This is a genomic window from Leclercia sp. 29361, from assembly GCF_011290365.1.
GTDB classification, from domain to species: domain Bacteria; phylum Pseudomonadota; class Gammaproteobacteria; order Enterobacterales; family Enterobacteriaceae; genus Enterobacter; species Enterobacter tamurae.
This window is the reverse complement of record NZ_CP049786.1, coordinates 4,353,201-4,365,887: the sequence shown is the minus strand read 5'-3', so window position 1 is coordinate 4,365,887 and position 12,687 is coordinate 4,353,201. Positions and strand designations below refer to the sequence as shown.

The 12,687-nt window shown below is 54.6% G+C and carries 18 protein-coding genes; 7 read left to right on the top strand and 11 right to left on the bottom strand.

The features are described 5' to 3' along the window. The first annotated feature begins 23 nt into the window (after positions 1-23). On the top strand, positions 24-677 hold the full coding sequence (elbB, locus tag G7090_RS20870) for an isoprenoid biosynthesis glyoxalase ElbB (protein WP_166184238.1): 654 nt from the start codon (positions 24-26) through the stop codon (positions 675-677). Next, entirely contained in the window at positions 674-1,399 is a 726-nt protein-coding gene (gene mtgA / locus G7090_RS20865; protein ID WP_371811733.1) for a monofunctional biosynthetic peptidoglycan transglycosylase, read from the top strand. Before elbB ends, mtgA begins: the two co-directional genes overlap by 4 nt. Here the strand turns inward: mtgA and npr are convergent. From npr to G7090_RS20810, 11 genes are all read right to left on the bottom strand, one after another. Beyond that, complete coding sequence (gene npr / locus G7090_RS20860; RefSeq protein ID WP_047058971.1) at positions 1,396-1,668, bottom strand: PTS phosphocarrier protein NPr; 273 nt, start codon at positions 1,666-1,668, stop codon at positions 1,396-1,398. The genes mtgA and npr overlap by 4 nt on opposite strands. Next, the gene (gene rapZ, locus G7090_RS20855; protein ID WP_106994840.1) at positions 1,665-2,519 is read right to left on the bottom strand and encodes an RNase adapter RapZ; all 855 of its coding nucleotides are present in this window, start codon (positions 2,517-2,519) and stop codon (positions 1,665-1,667) included. Before rapZ ends, npr begins: the two co-directional genes overlap by 4 nt. 45 nt (positions 2,520-2,564) lie before the next feature. Further along, a complete protein-coding gene (gene ptsN / locus G7090_RS20850) occupies positions 2,565-3,056 on the bottom strand; it encodes a PTS IIA-like nitrogen regulatory protein PtsN (RefSeq protein ID WP_039031625.1) in 492 nt (163 codons plus the stop codon). 82 nt (positions 3,057-3,138) lie between these two features. Then, positions 3,139-3,426 (bottom strand): ribosome hibernation promoting factor, encoded by a 288-nt coding sequence (gene hpf / locus G7090_RS20845; RefSeq protein ID WP_106994839.1) that lies wholly within the window; start codon positions 3,424-3,426, stop codon positions 3,139-3,141. Between the two features lie 22 nt (positions 3,427-3,448). Further along, positions 3,449-4,882 (bottom strand): RNA polymerase factor sigma-54, encoded by a 1,434-nt coding sequence (gene rpoN / locus G7090_RS20840; RefSeq protein WP_106994838.1) that lies wholly within the window; start codon positions 4,880-4,882, stop codon positions 3,449-3,451. Positions 4,883-4,929: 47 nt separating this feature from the next. Further along, a complete protein-coding gene (lptB, locus tag G7090_RS20835; protein WP_106994837.1) occupies positions 4,930-5,655 on the bottom strand; it encodes an LPS export ABC transporter ATP-binding protein in 726 nt (241 codons plus the stop codon). Positions 5,656-5,661: 6 nt separating this feature from the next. Further along, entirely contained in the window at positions 5,662-6,216 is a 555-nt protein-coding gene (gene lptA / locus G7090_RS20830) for a lipopolysaccharide ABC transporter substrate-binding protein LptA (protein ID WP_106994836.1), read from the bottom strand. Further along, positions 6,185-6,760, bottom strand: coding sequence for an LPS export ABC transporter periplasmic protein LptC (lptC, locus tag G7090_RS20825; RefSeq protein WP_106994835.1), 576 nt, complete (start codon positions 6,758-6,760; stop codon positions 6,185-6,187). The genes lptA and lptC overlap by 32 nt, the downstream gene beginning before the upstream one ends. Beyond that, complete coding sequence (kdsC, locus tag G7090_RS20820; RefSeq protein ID WP_106994894.1) at positions 6,757-7,323, bottom strand: 3-deoxy-manno-octulosonate-8-phosphatase KdsC; 567 nt, start codon at positions 7,321-7,323, stop codon at positions 6,757-6,759. Before kdsC ends, lptC begins: the two co-directional genes overlap by 4 nt. 14 nt (positions 7,324-7,337) lie before the next feature. Then, positions 7,338-8,324: an arabinose-5-phosphate isomerase KdsD gene (gene kdsD, locus G7090_RS20815; RefSeq protein WP_166184236.1), complete on the bottom strand. Its 987-nt coding sequence runs from the start codon at positions 8,322-8,324 to the stop codon at positions 7,338-7,340. Positions 8,325-8,337: 13 nt separating this feature from the next. After that, complete coding sequence (locus G7090_RS20810) at positions 8,338-9,315, bottom strand: calcium/sodium antiporter (protein WP_166184233.1); 978 nt, start codon at positions 9,313-9,315, stop codon at positions 8,338-8,340. A gap of 229 nt (positions 9,316-9,544) precedes the next feature. Here G7090_RS20810 and mlaF point away from each other — a divergent pair, with 229 nt between their 5' ends. The 5 genes from mlaF to mlaB are packed head-to-tail and all read left to right on the top strand — an operon-like array spanning position 9,545 to position 12,644. Beyond that, entirely contained in the window at positions 9,545-10,357 is an 813-nt protein-coding gene (mlaF, locus tag G7090_RS20805; RefSeq protein WP_106994832.1) for a phospholipid ABC transporter ATP-binding protein MlaF, read from the top strand. A gap of 7 nt (positions 10,358-10,364) precedes the next feature. Next, a complete protein-coding gene (gene mlaE / locus G7090_RS20800) occupies positions 10,365-11,147 on the top strand; it encodes a lipid asymmetry maintenance ABC transporter permease subunit MlaE (RefSeq protein ID WP_106994831.1) in 783 nt (260 codons plus the stop codon). Positions 11,148-11,151: 4 nt separating this feature from the next. Beyond that, entirely contained in the window at positions 11,152-11,712 is a 561-nt protein-coding gene (mlaD, locus tag G7090_RS20795; protein ID WP_106994830.1) for an outer membrane lipid asymmetry maintenance protein MlaD, read from the top strand. Between the two features lie 3 nt (positions 11,713-11,715). After that, positions 11,716-12,351 (top strand): phospholipid-binding protein MlaC, encoded by a 636-nt coding sequence (gene mlaC, locus G7090_RS20790; RefSeq protein ID WP_166184231.1) that lies wholly within the window; start codon positions 11,716-11,718, stop codon positions 12,349-12,351. Beyond that, entirely contained in the window at positions 12,351-12,644 is a 294-nt protein-coding gene (gene mlaB, locus G7090_RS20785) for a lipid asymmetry maintenance protein MlaB (protein WP_166184228.1), read from the top strand. The genes mlaC and mlaB overlap by 1 nt, the downstream gene beginning before the upstream one ends. The last annotated feature ends 43 nt before the right edge of the window (positions 12,645-12,687 follow it).

Here is a 12,687-nt window from a genome sequence, read left to right as displayed (position 1 = left end):
CATTTTTCGAGAGGGATCGCAGGATGAAAAAGGTCGGCGTAGTACTGAGCGGGTGCGGTGTTTACGATGGTTCTGAAATACATGAAGCGGTTCTGACGCTGCTGGCGCTGGCGCGCAACGGTGCAGAAGCGGTCTGTTTCGCACCAGACAAAACTCAGTCCGATGTCATCAACCACCTTACCGGTGAACCGCTGGCGGAAAGCCGAAATGTCCTGATTGAGGCGGCGCGCATCGCCCGCGGGCAGATCCGTCCGCTCAGTGAGGCCCATGCTGCCGAACTGGATGCGCTAATTGTGCCGGGCGGTTTTGGTGCCGCAAAAAACCTCAGTGATTTTGCCCACCAGGGCAGCGCCTGCCGGGTGGATAGCGATTTGAAAACCCTGGCGCTACAGATGCATGAGGCCGGTAAACCGCTGGGCTTTATCTGTATCGCCCCGGCGATGCTGCCAGCCATCTTTGATATCCCGCTGCGTCTGACTATCGGCACCGACATTGATACCGCTGAAGCCATCGAAGACATGGGCGGAGAGCATATTCCGTGTCCGGTAGACGATATTGTGGTCGACGAAGAGAACCGAATCGTGACCACCCCCGCGTATATGCTGGCGGAGAACATTGCCGAAGCTGCGACAGGTATTGAGAAGCTGGTCACCCGCGTGCTGGTGCTGACGGCATGAGATTGAAGCGTCCCCGATCCGGCTGGGTAAGACGGATCGTCATTCGTGTCCTGGTAGTGATGGCGGTCTTCTGGGGCGGCGGTATCGCCCTGTTCAGCTTCCTGCCGGTACCGTTTTCCGCGGTGATGATTGAACGTCAGTTGGGGAGCTGGCTGCGAGGCGATTTCAGCTATATCGCCCATTCTGATTGGGTGAGTATGGATGAGATCTCGCCGTGGATGGGGCTGGCCGTTATTGCCGCCGAGGATCAGAAATTCCCGGATCACTGGGGGTTTGATGTTGGGGCAATAGAAAAGGCGTTAGCGCACAACGAGCGTAATGAGAGCCGCATTCGCGGCGCATCAACCCTTTCTCAGCAAACGGCGAAAAACCTGTTTTTATGGGACGGACGCAGCTGGATGAGAAAAGGATTTGAAGCCGGACTGACGTTGGGCATCGAAACGGTGTGGAGTAAAAAACGCATCCTGACGGTATACCTGAATATCGCGGAGTTTGGCGAGGGGGTGTTTGGTGTCGAAGCTGCTGCCCAGCGCTATTTCCATAAACCCGCGAGCCGTCTGTCGGCATCCGAGGCCGCGCTGCTGGCCGCCGTGTTACCGAACCCCATCCGCTTTAAGGCCAGTGCGCCTTCAGGCTATGTACGCAACCGTCAGGCGTGGATCCTGCGCCAGATGCGGCAGTTAGGCGGGGAAGGGTTTATGCAGGCCAATAAGCTGCATTAATCCTCATCAAAGCCGGCGTTGAACAGCGCAATGACTGCTGCCAGCGCCTCTTCTTCCTGCGGGCCGGTAGCTTCGATTTCGATCTGTCGGCCCTTGGCGGAGTCGAGCATCAGCAGGGCAATTACGCTGTTGGCTTCGGCTTCGGTGCCCTCGTCATTACGCAGCAGAACCTCCGCGTCAAACCCTTGCATCAGTTCAAATAACTTCATCGCCGGGCGTGCATGCATGCCCAGCTTATTGGTGATCTCAACGGTCTGCTTTACGGTCATGTTTTGCGTTTTTCCAGCGTACGATGACGGGACTGCACGTTTTTGCCGCGCGAGCGGAAATAGTCAGCCAGTTGCTCAGCAATATAGACCGAACGGTGTTTGCCCCCGGTACAGCCAATCGCCACCGTCAGGTAGCTGCGATTGTTTGTCTCCAGCATCGGCAACCAGAGTTCAAGGTAGCTGCGCGTCTGATAGATAAAGTTATGCACTTCCGTATGCCTGTCAAGGAACGCGGCGACGGGTTTATCCAGGCCGGTCATCGGACGCAGCTTCGGATCCCAGTGCGGGTTCGGCAGGAAGCGCACGTCAAACACATAGTCTGCATCGATCGGAATACCGTGCTTAAAGCCGAAGGATTCAAACACCATCGTCAGCTCGCGCTCGCGTTTGCCCAGCAGGCGGGTACGCAGCATTTCCGCCAGTTCATGGACAGACATTTCGGAGGTATCAACGATCAGATCGGCGCGGGAACGCAGCGGCTCCAGCAGATCGCTCTCCTGGTCAATGGCGCTTTCCAGCGACAGATTTTTGCTGGAGAGCGGATGCAGACGACGGGTATCGCTGTAGCGACGGATCAGCGTGTTGCGATCGGCATCAAGGAACAGCAGCTGAGGTGAAAACGCCTCCGGCAAACTGCTCATCGCCTGCTCAAAGATCTCCGGGGATTCCGGCATGTTACGCACGTCGATGCTGACCGCGGCAGAAATCTGCCGATCGGCCAGTGATTTCGCCAGCTCGGGCAGCAACACTACCGGCAGGTTATCCACGCAGTAAAAGCCCATATCTTCCAGCGCTCGCAGGGCCACCGATTTTCCGGACCCTGAACGACCGCTGACGATCATCAGCACCATGTACCGTTTCTCCTCAGGACTACAGATGTCAACGCCATCACCCGATTACGCATCATCCTGATTGCCTTCCGTTTCCGTAATGATTTGATAAAGCTCCTCATCGCTCTGAGCCGCGCGCAAACGGCGACAGATGGTTTTATCCGCCAGGCGTTTGGCCACCAGCGAGAGGGTGTGCAAATGTGTTTTGGTCTGATCCGCTGGCACCAGCAGGGCAAACAGCAAATCGACAGGCTGGTTATCAATAGCATCAAAGGCGATAGGTGTTTCCAGCTGAACAAACACCCCTACAGCACGCAGGGTATCCTCTTCAAGTTTGCCATGGGGAATGGCGATGCCGTTGCCGATGCCGGTACTGCCCATTTTTTCACGGGTCAGAATCGCTTCAAATACCACTTGTGGCGGCAGGCTCAGCTGTTTTGCGGCCAGTTCACTGATGATCTCCAGCGCACGTTTTTTGCTCTGGCAGTGGACGGCACTGCGGGTACATTCCTGATTAAGGACACTGCTCAGTTGTAGAGTTGAATCGTTATTCATCATAATTTCACCTAAGCGCTAACTGTACAAAGGGCCCGTTGTGTTTCACAACAGGCCAACCTGCACCCGTTAACTGCCCGGACAATTAGTGTTGTTTCAGTTTATCTTTATGTTTGTTTAGCTGTCGGGCGAGCTTGTCAATCAAGCCGTCGATAGCCGCGTACATGTCTTGTCCTTCCGCACTGGCATGAATTTCGCCTCCGTTGACATGCAGGGTTGCATCCGAGATATGAGTCACTTTTTCCACTTTTAACACAATGTAGACCTGATTGATCCTCTCGAAGTACTGCTCAAGCTTGGCGAATTTTGTATTCACAAATTCACGCAGGGCCTCAGTAATTTCGACGTTGTGTCCAGTGATGTTGAGCTGCATAGTGTCTTCCTTATCGGTTGTGTCAGACCAGTTGTTTACGCTGGTTTGACGGCGGAATGGATAAAGACTCTCGATACTTCGCAACAGTACGGCGTGCCACCATGATACCTTGATCGGACAGCATGGTGGTTAACTTACTGTCGCTCAGTGGTTTCGCGGGGTTTTCCGCGGCGATCAATTTTTTCACCAGCGCCCGAATGGCCGTCGACGAGGCTTCGCCGCCGCCTTCGGTATTGACGTGGCTGGAGAAAAAATACTTAAGCTCAAAAATACCGCGCGGACTGTGCAGATACTTCTGCGTCGTCACGCGGGAAATCGTCGATTCATGCATCTCGACGGCCTGGGCGATATCGGCCAGCACCATCGGCTTCATAAATTCTTCACCCTGCTCAAAAAACGCCTGCTGTTGTTCGACGATGCAGCGGCTGACGCGCAGCAGGGTGTCATTGCGGCTCTCGAGGCTTTTGATCAGCCAGCGTGCCTCCTGCAGATTGCTGCGGATAAACTGATTATCCGAATCATTGCGCGAGCTGGTGCACATCGAGGCGTAGTGCTGATTGATTTGCAGACGCGGGATGCTGTCGGAATTCAGTTCCACAACCCACAGGCCGTTATGCTTGCGCACCAGCACATCGGGAATAACGTACTCGGGCTCGCTGGTCTGGATAGACTGCCCCGGACGTGGATCCAGCGACTGAATCAGATTAACCGCTTCTTTCAGGATCTCTTCTTTCAGGCGCGTTACGCGCATCAATGAGCGGAAGTCGTGGTTGGCCAGCAGATCCAGATGCTCGCTAACGATCAGGCGAGCCTCTTCCAGCCACGGCGTCTCTTTAACGAACTGCGAAAGCTGAATCAGCAGGCAGTCACGTAAATCGCGTGCTGCGACGCCGACCGGATCGAAACGCTGAACACGCTTCAGAACCGCTTCGACCTCTTCAAGATCGATCTCATCATCACCGATGCTTTCCAGAATATCGTCCAGCGACACGGTCAAATAGCCGGTCTCATCGACGGCATCGACAATGGAGGTAGCGATGGCGCGATCGGTATCGGAAAACGGCGTGAGCTCCACCTGCCACATCAGGTAATCCTGCAGCGATTGGGTGGTCTCGCCCTGATACACCGGTAATTCATCATCCTGGTAGTCTGCGCGCGTGCCGGATGGCGTGCCGGCGGTGTAGATCTCATCCCAGCTGGCATCCAGAGGAAGCTCGTCAGGCATCTCTTTTTGCTCCAGCGCATCAACGCTGTCGAGATTTTCGGTGTCCTGAGTTTGCTGAGTTTCTACCTCGTCGTGAAGATCGGTTTGCTCAAGCAGGGGATTGCTGTCCAGCGCTTGCTGGAGCTCCTGCTGGAGTTCTAGCGTCGACAGCTGCAACAGACGAATGGCCTGTTGGAGCTGCGGCGTCATTGCCAGCTGTTGGCTGAGCCTTAATTGCAAACCTTGCTTCATGTTCAGAGCATTTTTCTCCGTTTACGCGAGACTGTACTTCTACCCTATCAGAGTCTGAAGTCTTCCCCAAGATACACGCGCTTAACATGATCGTCTTCGAGGATCTGCTGCGGTGTGCCGTGGGCAATCAGATGGCCCTGGCTGACGATGTAAGCCCGCTCACAGACCGCCAGCGTCTCACGCACGTTATGGTCGGTGATAAGCACGCCCAGACCACTGTCGCGCAGATGCTCAATAATTCGTTTAATATCAATAACCGAAATCGGGTCGACGCCCGCAAAAGGTTCATCAAGCAGAATAAATTTCGGGTTGGCTGCCAGCGCGCGGGCAATTTCCACACGGCGACGTTCACCACCGGAGAGCGCCTGGCCCATGTTGTCGCGCAGATGTTCGATATGGAACTCTTCCATCAGCTCGTTGGCGCGATCCTGACGCTGCTCGGAGGTCAAATCGTCACGGATCTGCAGCACCGCCATCAGGTTGTCGAAGACGCTCAGACGGCGAAAGATCGACGCTTCCTGTGGCAGGTAACCGATACCGCGACGCGCACGTGCATGAAGCGGCAGCAGGCTGATATCTTCGTCATCGATGATGATGTTACCCGCGTCGCGCGGCACAATCCCTACCACCATGTAAAAGGTAGTGGTTTTACCCGCACCGTTAGGACCCAACAGGCCGACAATTTCGCCGGAGTTGACGGTCAAACTGACATCTTCCACTACGCGACGGCCCTTGTAGGCTTTGGCGAGATTCTTTGCAGTTAATGTTGCCATAACGAATTAGTTACTCTTTTTCTGTGCCGGGGCCTGAGTGTTGTTTTTGTCCTGCAGCTGCGATGGAACCAGGACGGTGGTTACGCGTTTGCCTTTTTCACTGAAGGCCTGCATTTTTTGCTCTTTCACCAGATAGGTGATCTTGTCGCCCTTGATGTTGCTGTCGAGCTGCTCCAGGAAGGCATTGCCGGTCAGCACCACGAAGTCTTTCGCCAGCTCGTAGTGCATCTGGGAGGCACGGCCTTTCACCGGCTTACCGTTGTCCTGCATCTGGTAGAAGGTGGCCGGGTTGCCGTAGCCATCGATAATCTCTTTACCGTCTTCCCCGCCAGGACGCGTCACCACCACCTTGTCGGCGTTGATTTTGATGGTGCCCTGGGTCACGACCACATTGCCGGTAAAGGTCACCACGTTGCCCTGCATATCGAGCGACTGCGTATCGGATTCGATATGAATCGGCTGCTCGGTATCACCCGTTACAGCAAGCGCAGGCAGGCTGACGGCCAGCAGCGCGCTGGCAATAACAAATTTAAGGCTGAGTTTGTTTGCTTGGAATTTCATAGGAGGTTCTAACCTTTTCAATCAGCTCTGCGTTCTTGCTGCGTAAGTTCCCGCGCATTCTCAGACCGCTGGAATTAAATGTGGTGCCGTATAACGTAACCAGATCCTGCGACGTGACATCCTGCGTCACAAGGTTAATCTGTGCGTTATCGGTTGTGATTTTGCGCAGCTGTGAGTCTGCGGTCAGCGCATTCACCTCAACATGACCATACAGATAAAGCATACGGTCATTCGTCAGTTTTGCCCGGTCTGATTTAATCGACCAGGTCGGCACTTTATTGGTATCAAACGTGGTCATCACCGGTTGGGTAAACCAGGAGACGCCCTGTTCGGAAAAATACTCAACATGCTGAGCGATAAGGCGATAATTCAAAGCCCCTTCCGGGCTGTACACCACGGTATCGCTATGATCGCTTTTGTATGTTGGATCGTTAGTATTGACCGCCGGCGCTTGTTCGTCGTCCTTGTCAGCGAGATTCACGCCAATCAGTACCAGTGCTACCAGCGAAAGCAGAATAATAACCCAACGTCTGGTTTTACTCATATCGATTGCCCTTTGGCCTCATCAAGCTTACCTTGCGCCAGCAGCAGCAGGTCGCAGACTTCTCTTACTGCGCCGCGGCCACCGTTGATACGGGTGACATAGTCAGCGCGCGGGATCAAAAGCGGATGGGCATCAGCCACAGCGACGCTCAAACCCACTTCTGCCATCACTGGCCAGTCAATCAGATCGTCTCCGACGTAGGCGACGTTTTCCGGGGCGATGGCCAGTTTACCAAGTAAGTCCCTGAAAGCGACCATCTTATCGGATTGTCCCTGATAGAGATGGGTAATGCCCAGCGTTTCGCAGCGATCTTCTACTAGTTTAGCCTTACGCCCGGTGATGATGGCAACTTCTATGCCAGACGTGAGCGCACAGCGAATGCCGTAACCATCACGGACGTTGAAGGCCTTCAGCTCTTCGCCATTGTTGCCCATATAAATCAGGCCGTCAGACAGCACGCCATCGACATCCAGAATCAGCAGGCGAATGTTTTCGGCCTGCGACATCATCTGCGCACTGACCGGGCCGTAACAGGTTGCAAGGGATGCACCCGCATTAATCATTGTCTTATCCTTCATTACACTACGCCTGCGCGCAGCAGATCATGCATATGTACCACACCCAGCAACTGGTCGCCATCAGCAACCATGACGGAGGTGATATGGCGGAACTGCATCAGGTTTAATACTTCGACAGCAAGCAGGCCGGGACGCACCCGAATCCCCCCGGGGGTCATCACATCGGCGATACCCAGCTTACGAACATCTACACCCATATCGAACACGCGGCGCAGATCCCCATCGGTGAAAATCCCGTCAATTTTCATCTGATCATCGCAGATGACGGTCATGCCGAGGTTTTTACGGGTGATTTCCAGCAGCGCATCGCGCAGGGAGGCGTCTTTACTAACGCGTGGAATTTCATCCCCGGTATGCATGATGTCATTCACCCGCAGCAGCAATTTACGTCCCAGCGCACCACCCGGATGGGAGAGGGCGAAATCTTCGGCGGTAAAGCCGCGGGCTTCGAGCAGGGCGACGGCCAGTGCATCTCCCATTACCAGCGCAGCGGTGGTGCTGGAGGTTGGTGCCAGCCCCAGCGGGCAGGCCTCTTTTGGCACTTTGACGCACAGATGGATATCTGCGGCGCGCGCCATGCTGCTCTCAGGACGGCTGGTGATACAGATAAGGGGAACGTGGAGCCGCTTCAGCACCGGGATCAGGGCCAGGATCTCATTCGATTCACCCGAGTTGGATAACGCGATGACGATATCCTGCGCTGAGACCATGCCGAGGTCACCGTGCGCCGCTTCACCGGGATGAACGAAAAAGGCGGTTGTGCCGGTACTGGCGAAGGTGGCCGCCATTTTACGACCAATGTGCCCGGATTTACCCATTCCCATCACCACGACTTTGCCGGTGCAGTGGAAAATTTTCTCACACGCGAGGCTAAAATCCTGATTAATGTATTGATCTAACTGCGCCAGACCTTCACGTTCTATCTCCAGAACTTCTTTTCCTGCTTTCTGAAAGTCAAAACCCGGCTGCAATTCTATTTGCGACATAATGCGTTTCCGTTTACCCAGAGAGAAGAGGCGAGAGCCAGTACAGCATCGCCATCCATATGATAAATCCCACCGTCAGCAGCGCGCCAGCGCCCTGACCAATCTGCCTTTTACGCCGCCAGCAGAGCAGGGCGAAGATAGCGCTGACTAACACCATCACCCCGTAATCCCGGCTGAACGCCAGCGGATTAAAGGCGCCGGGAGCAATCAGGGCTGGCAGACCCAGCACAATGGCAATATTGAAAATATTGGAACCGATGATATTACCAATCGCTATGTCATCTTCGCCTTTACGCGCGCCGGCAATCGCCGTGGCCAGCTCGGGGAGACTGGTGCCAATGGCAATCACCGTCAGGCCGATGGTTAATTCGCTCATGGCGAAGTAGTTGGCCAGCACCGTCGCATTATCAACGATCATCTGCGTCGCCATCGGCATGATGATTAACGCCACGCCCAGCCAGAGCAGCGCGACGGGCAAATTTCCCTCACGCGGTAGCTCTGCAACCTGCTCAAGGGTCAGGGTGTCATTGCCCTGCTTTTCTGCCGCCCGGGCCAGCTTAACAATATAAAACAGCCAGATGACCGCCAGTGCCAGCAGGAAAATGCCATCGCTAAGCGTTAACTGCCCGTCATATAACACATAACCGGCCAGCAGACTGACAATTAACATTAGCGGTAATTCGCGTCGCAGAACATCAGAATGCACGCGAAATGGATGGAGCAGTGCGGCAAGTCCCAGGATGAGCAAAATGTTGACAATGTTGGAGCCAATGGCTGTTCCCACGGCGAGATCAACCTGATCGTGCAGCGAGGCGGCGACAGAGACGATAATCTCCGGCAGGGAGGTACCCACGCTGACCACCGTCATCCCAATAATCAGGGGGGGAACACCTAATAAACGACACAGAATTGATGCGGAGAACACCAGACGGTCGGCACTGTAGACCACCAAAAGTAAACCAATTATTAACAGTGCCGTTGCAAGAAGCATCAAAAGTCCTTTCTTCAGGTATACTCGCCGGTCCACCGAGAAAAAATCTCTGCCGCTGCATACTGTCTGTAGACGTAACGTATTCCTAATTTTGACTTTATGCGTTGTAAAAGTAAAACAAATGCCAGCTTTCGCTTACCTGCAGAGGTAATATTCTGTAAAAATGTTGGGTTTGCGGCGAAATCAGGCATCAAGCTGATCCTGAACCGGCAATAGAAAGGAAATGTACATGAGCCTGAATGGAGCGAATATAGTCGATGTCCGTGGCGTCAGCTTCACGCGCAGCAGCCGGGTCATTTTTGACAACATCTCTCTCACCGTGCCTCGCGGTAAAATCACCGCCATCATGGGCCCGTCCGGCATTGGTAAAACGACGTTATTGCGCCTGATTGGTGGGCAGATCCCGCCGAGCCAGGGCGAGATCCTCTTTGACGGCGAAAATATCCCGGCGATGTCTCGCTCGCGCCTCTATACCGTACGTAAACGCATGAGCATGCTTTTTCAGTCCGGCGCGCTTTTTACTGACATGAACGTCTTCGATAATGTCGCTTATCCGCTGCGTGAGCATACGCATCTGCCGCCGGAACTGTTGAAAAGTACCGTCATGATGAAGCTCGAGGCTGTCGGCCTGCGTGGCGCAGCCAAACTGATGCCTTCTGAACTCTCCGGCGGGATGGCCCGTCGTGCAGCCCTGGCGCGCGCGATCGCGCTGGAACCCGATCTGATCATGTTCGATGAGCCGTTCGTCGGCCAGGATCCCATCACCATGGGCGTGTTGGTCAAACTGATCTCTGAACTGAACAGCGCCCTGGGCGTGACCTGTATTGTGGTCACCCATGACGTACCCGAAGTGCTGAGCATTGCCGATTACGCCTATATCGTGGCGGATAAAAAAATTGTGGCGCACGGTAGCGCACAAGCATTACAGAGTAACTGCGATGCCCGCGTCCGTCAGTTCCTCGACGGTATTGCAGATGGCCCCGTGCCGTTCCGTTATCCGGCGGGCGATTATCATAAAGATTTATTGGGAATAGGGAGTTAAGCCACTCATGCTGTTAAATGCGTTGGCCGCTCTTGGACACCGTGGCATAAAAACCATCAGGACGTTCGGGCGTGCCGGGTTGATGTTATTCAATGCGCTGGTCGGGAAACCGGAATTCCGCAAACATGCCCCTCTGCTGGTTCGCCAGCTGTACAATGTCGGCGTGCTGTCGATGCTCATTATCATCGTTTCCGGTGTCTTCATCGGGATGGTGCTGGGGCTGCAGGGGTATCTGGTCCTCACCACCTACAGTGCGGAAACCAGCCTCGGTATGCTGGTGGCGCTCTCCCTGCTGCGTGAGCTGGGGCCGGTGGTTGCTGCACTGCTGTTCGCCGGGCGTGCCGGGTCGGCGCTGACGGCAGAAATTGGCCTGATGCGTGCCACCGAGCAGCTCTCCAGTATGGAGATGATGGCGGTGGATCCGCTGCGTCGGGTGATCGCGCCGCGCTTCTGGGCGGGCATGATCTCCTTGCCGTTGCTGACTATCCTGTTTGTTGCGGTGGGGATCTGGGGCGGATCGATGGTTGGCGTACAGTGGAAAGGAATTGATGCCGGTTTCTTCTGGTCGGCGATGCAGAGCGCCGTTGATTGGCGTCTGGATCTGGTTAACTGCCTGATTAAAAGCGCGGTATTTGCCATAACGATCACCTGGATTGCGTTGTTCAATGGCTACGATGCCATCCCGACGTCTGCCGGTATCAGCCGGGCAACCACCCGCACTGTTGTGCATTCGTCGCTGGCCATACTGGCTCTGGATTTTGTGCTCACCGCACTGATGTTTGGGAAATGAGTTCATGCAAACGAAAAAAGTAGAAATTTGGGTAGGTGTATTTGTTTTGCTGGCACTGCTGGCCGCACTGTTTTTAAGCTTCAAAGTGGCAGATGTCACGACGATCCGTACCGAGCCGACATACCGCATTTATGCCACCTTCGATAATATCGGTGGCCTGAAAAGCCGTTCTCCGGTGCGTATTGGCGGGGTCGTGGTCGGGCGTGTGGCCGACATCACTCTCGACGAGAAAACCTATCTGCCGCGCGTTGCGCTGGATATTGAAGAGCGCTACAACCACATCCCGGATACCAGCTCCCTGTCTATCCGTACCTCCGGCCTGTTAGGTGAACAATACCTGGCGCTGAACATCGGTTTTGAAGATCCCGAACTGGGAACGACTATCCTTAAAGACGGTGGCGTGATTCAGGATACGAAGTCAGCCATGGTGCTGGAAGATATGATTGGTCAGTTCCTTTACAACAGCAACAGTAAAGGGGGTGACGAGAATCAAGCTGCTCAGACACCTGCGCAGAGTGACATTACGCCGCCTGTTGGCACGACGAATTCATCTCAGGAGAAGTAATTCATGATTAAACGACTGTTAATGGTTGCCATGCTGATGATTGCCCCTTTGACTGCCGCTAACGCAGCCGATCAGAGCAATCCCTATCAACAGATGAATGAGGCGGCCAAGAAAACCTTCGATCGCCTTAAAAATGAGCAACCGAAAATTCGGTCCAATCCCGATTATCTGCGCGATGTGGTTGATCAGGAGCTGCTGCCGTATGTACAGGTAAAATATGCCGGGGCCCTGGTGCTGGGTCGTTACTACAAAGACGCAACGCCAGCCCAGCGTGATGCCTATTTTGCTGCGTTCCGTGAGTACCTGAAGCAGGCTTACGGTCAGGCGCTGGCGATGTACCACGGCCAGACGTATCAGATTGCGCCGGAACAGCCGCTGGGTTCTGCCACCATCCTGCCTATTCGCGTGACCATCGTCGATCCGAACGGTCGTCCGCCAGTGCGTCTGGACTTCCAGTGGCGTAAGAACAGCCAGAACGGTAACTGGCAGGCATACGACATGATTGCCGAAGGCGTCAGCATGATTACCACCAAGCAGAACGAATGGAGTGACCTGCTGCGCACCAAGGGCATTGATGGCCTGACTGCCCAGCTGAACAGCATCTCGCGCCAGAAAATCACCCTGGACCAGAGCAAATAATGATGTCGCAGCTCAGCTGGACCCGTGAGGGTGAGACGCTATTACTCACTGGCGAGCTGGATCAGGATTATCTGAATCCTCTGTGGGATGCGCGTCATGAAGCCATGCAGGGAATCTCCTGTATCGACCTTGGCGGCATTTCTCGCGTGGATACAGCAGGCGTCGCGCTGCTGGTTCATCTGGTGGCAGCAGGCAAAGGGCAGGGCAGGCAGGTGACGCTGGCGGGCGCCAGCGATAACGTCATCACCCTGGCTCAGCTCTATAATTTGCCGGAAGACGTATTGCCTCGCTAATTTTTTCAGTACGTTACTATCAAAAGCCCCGACTGTTTCATCG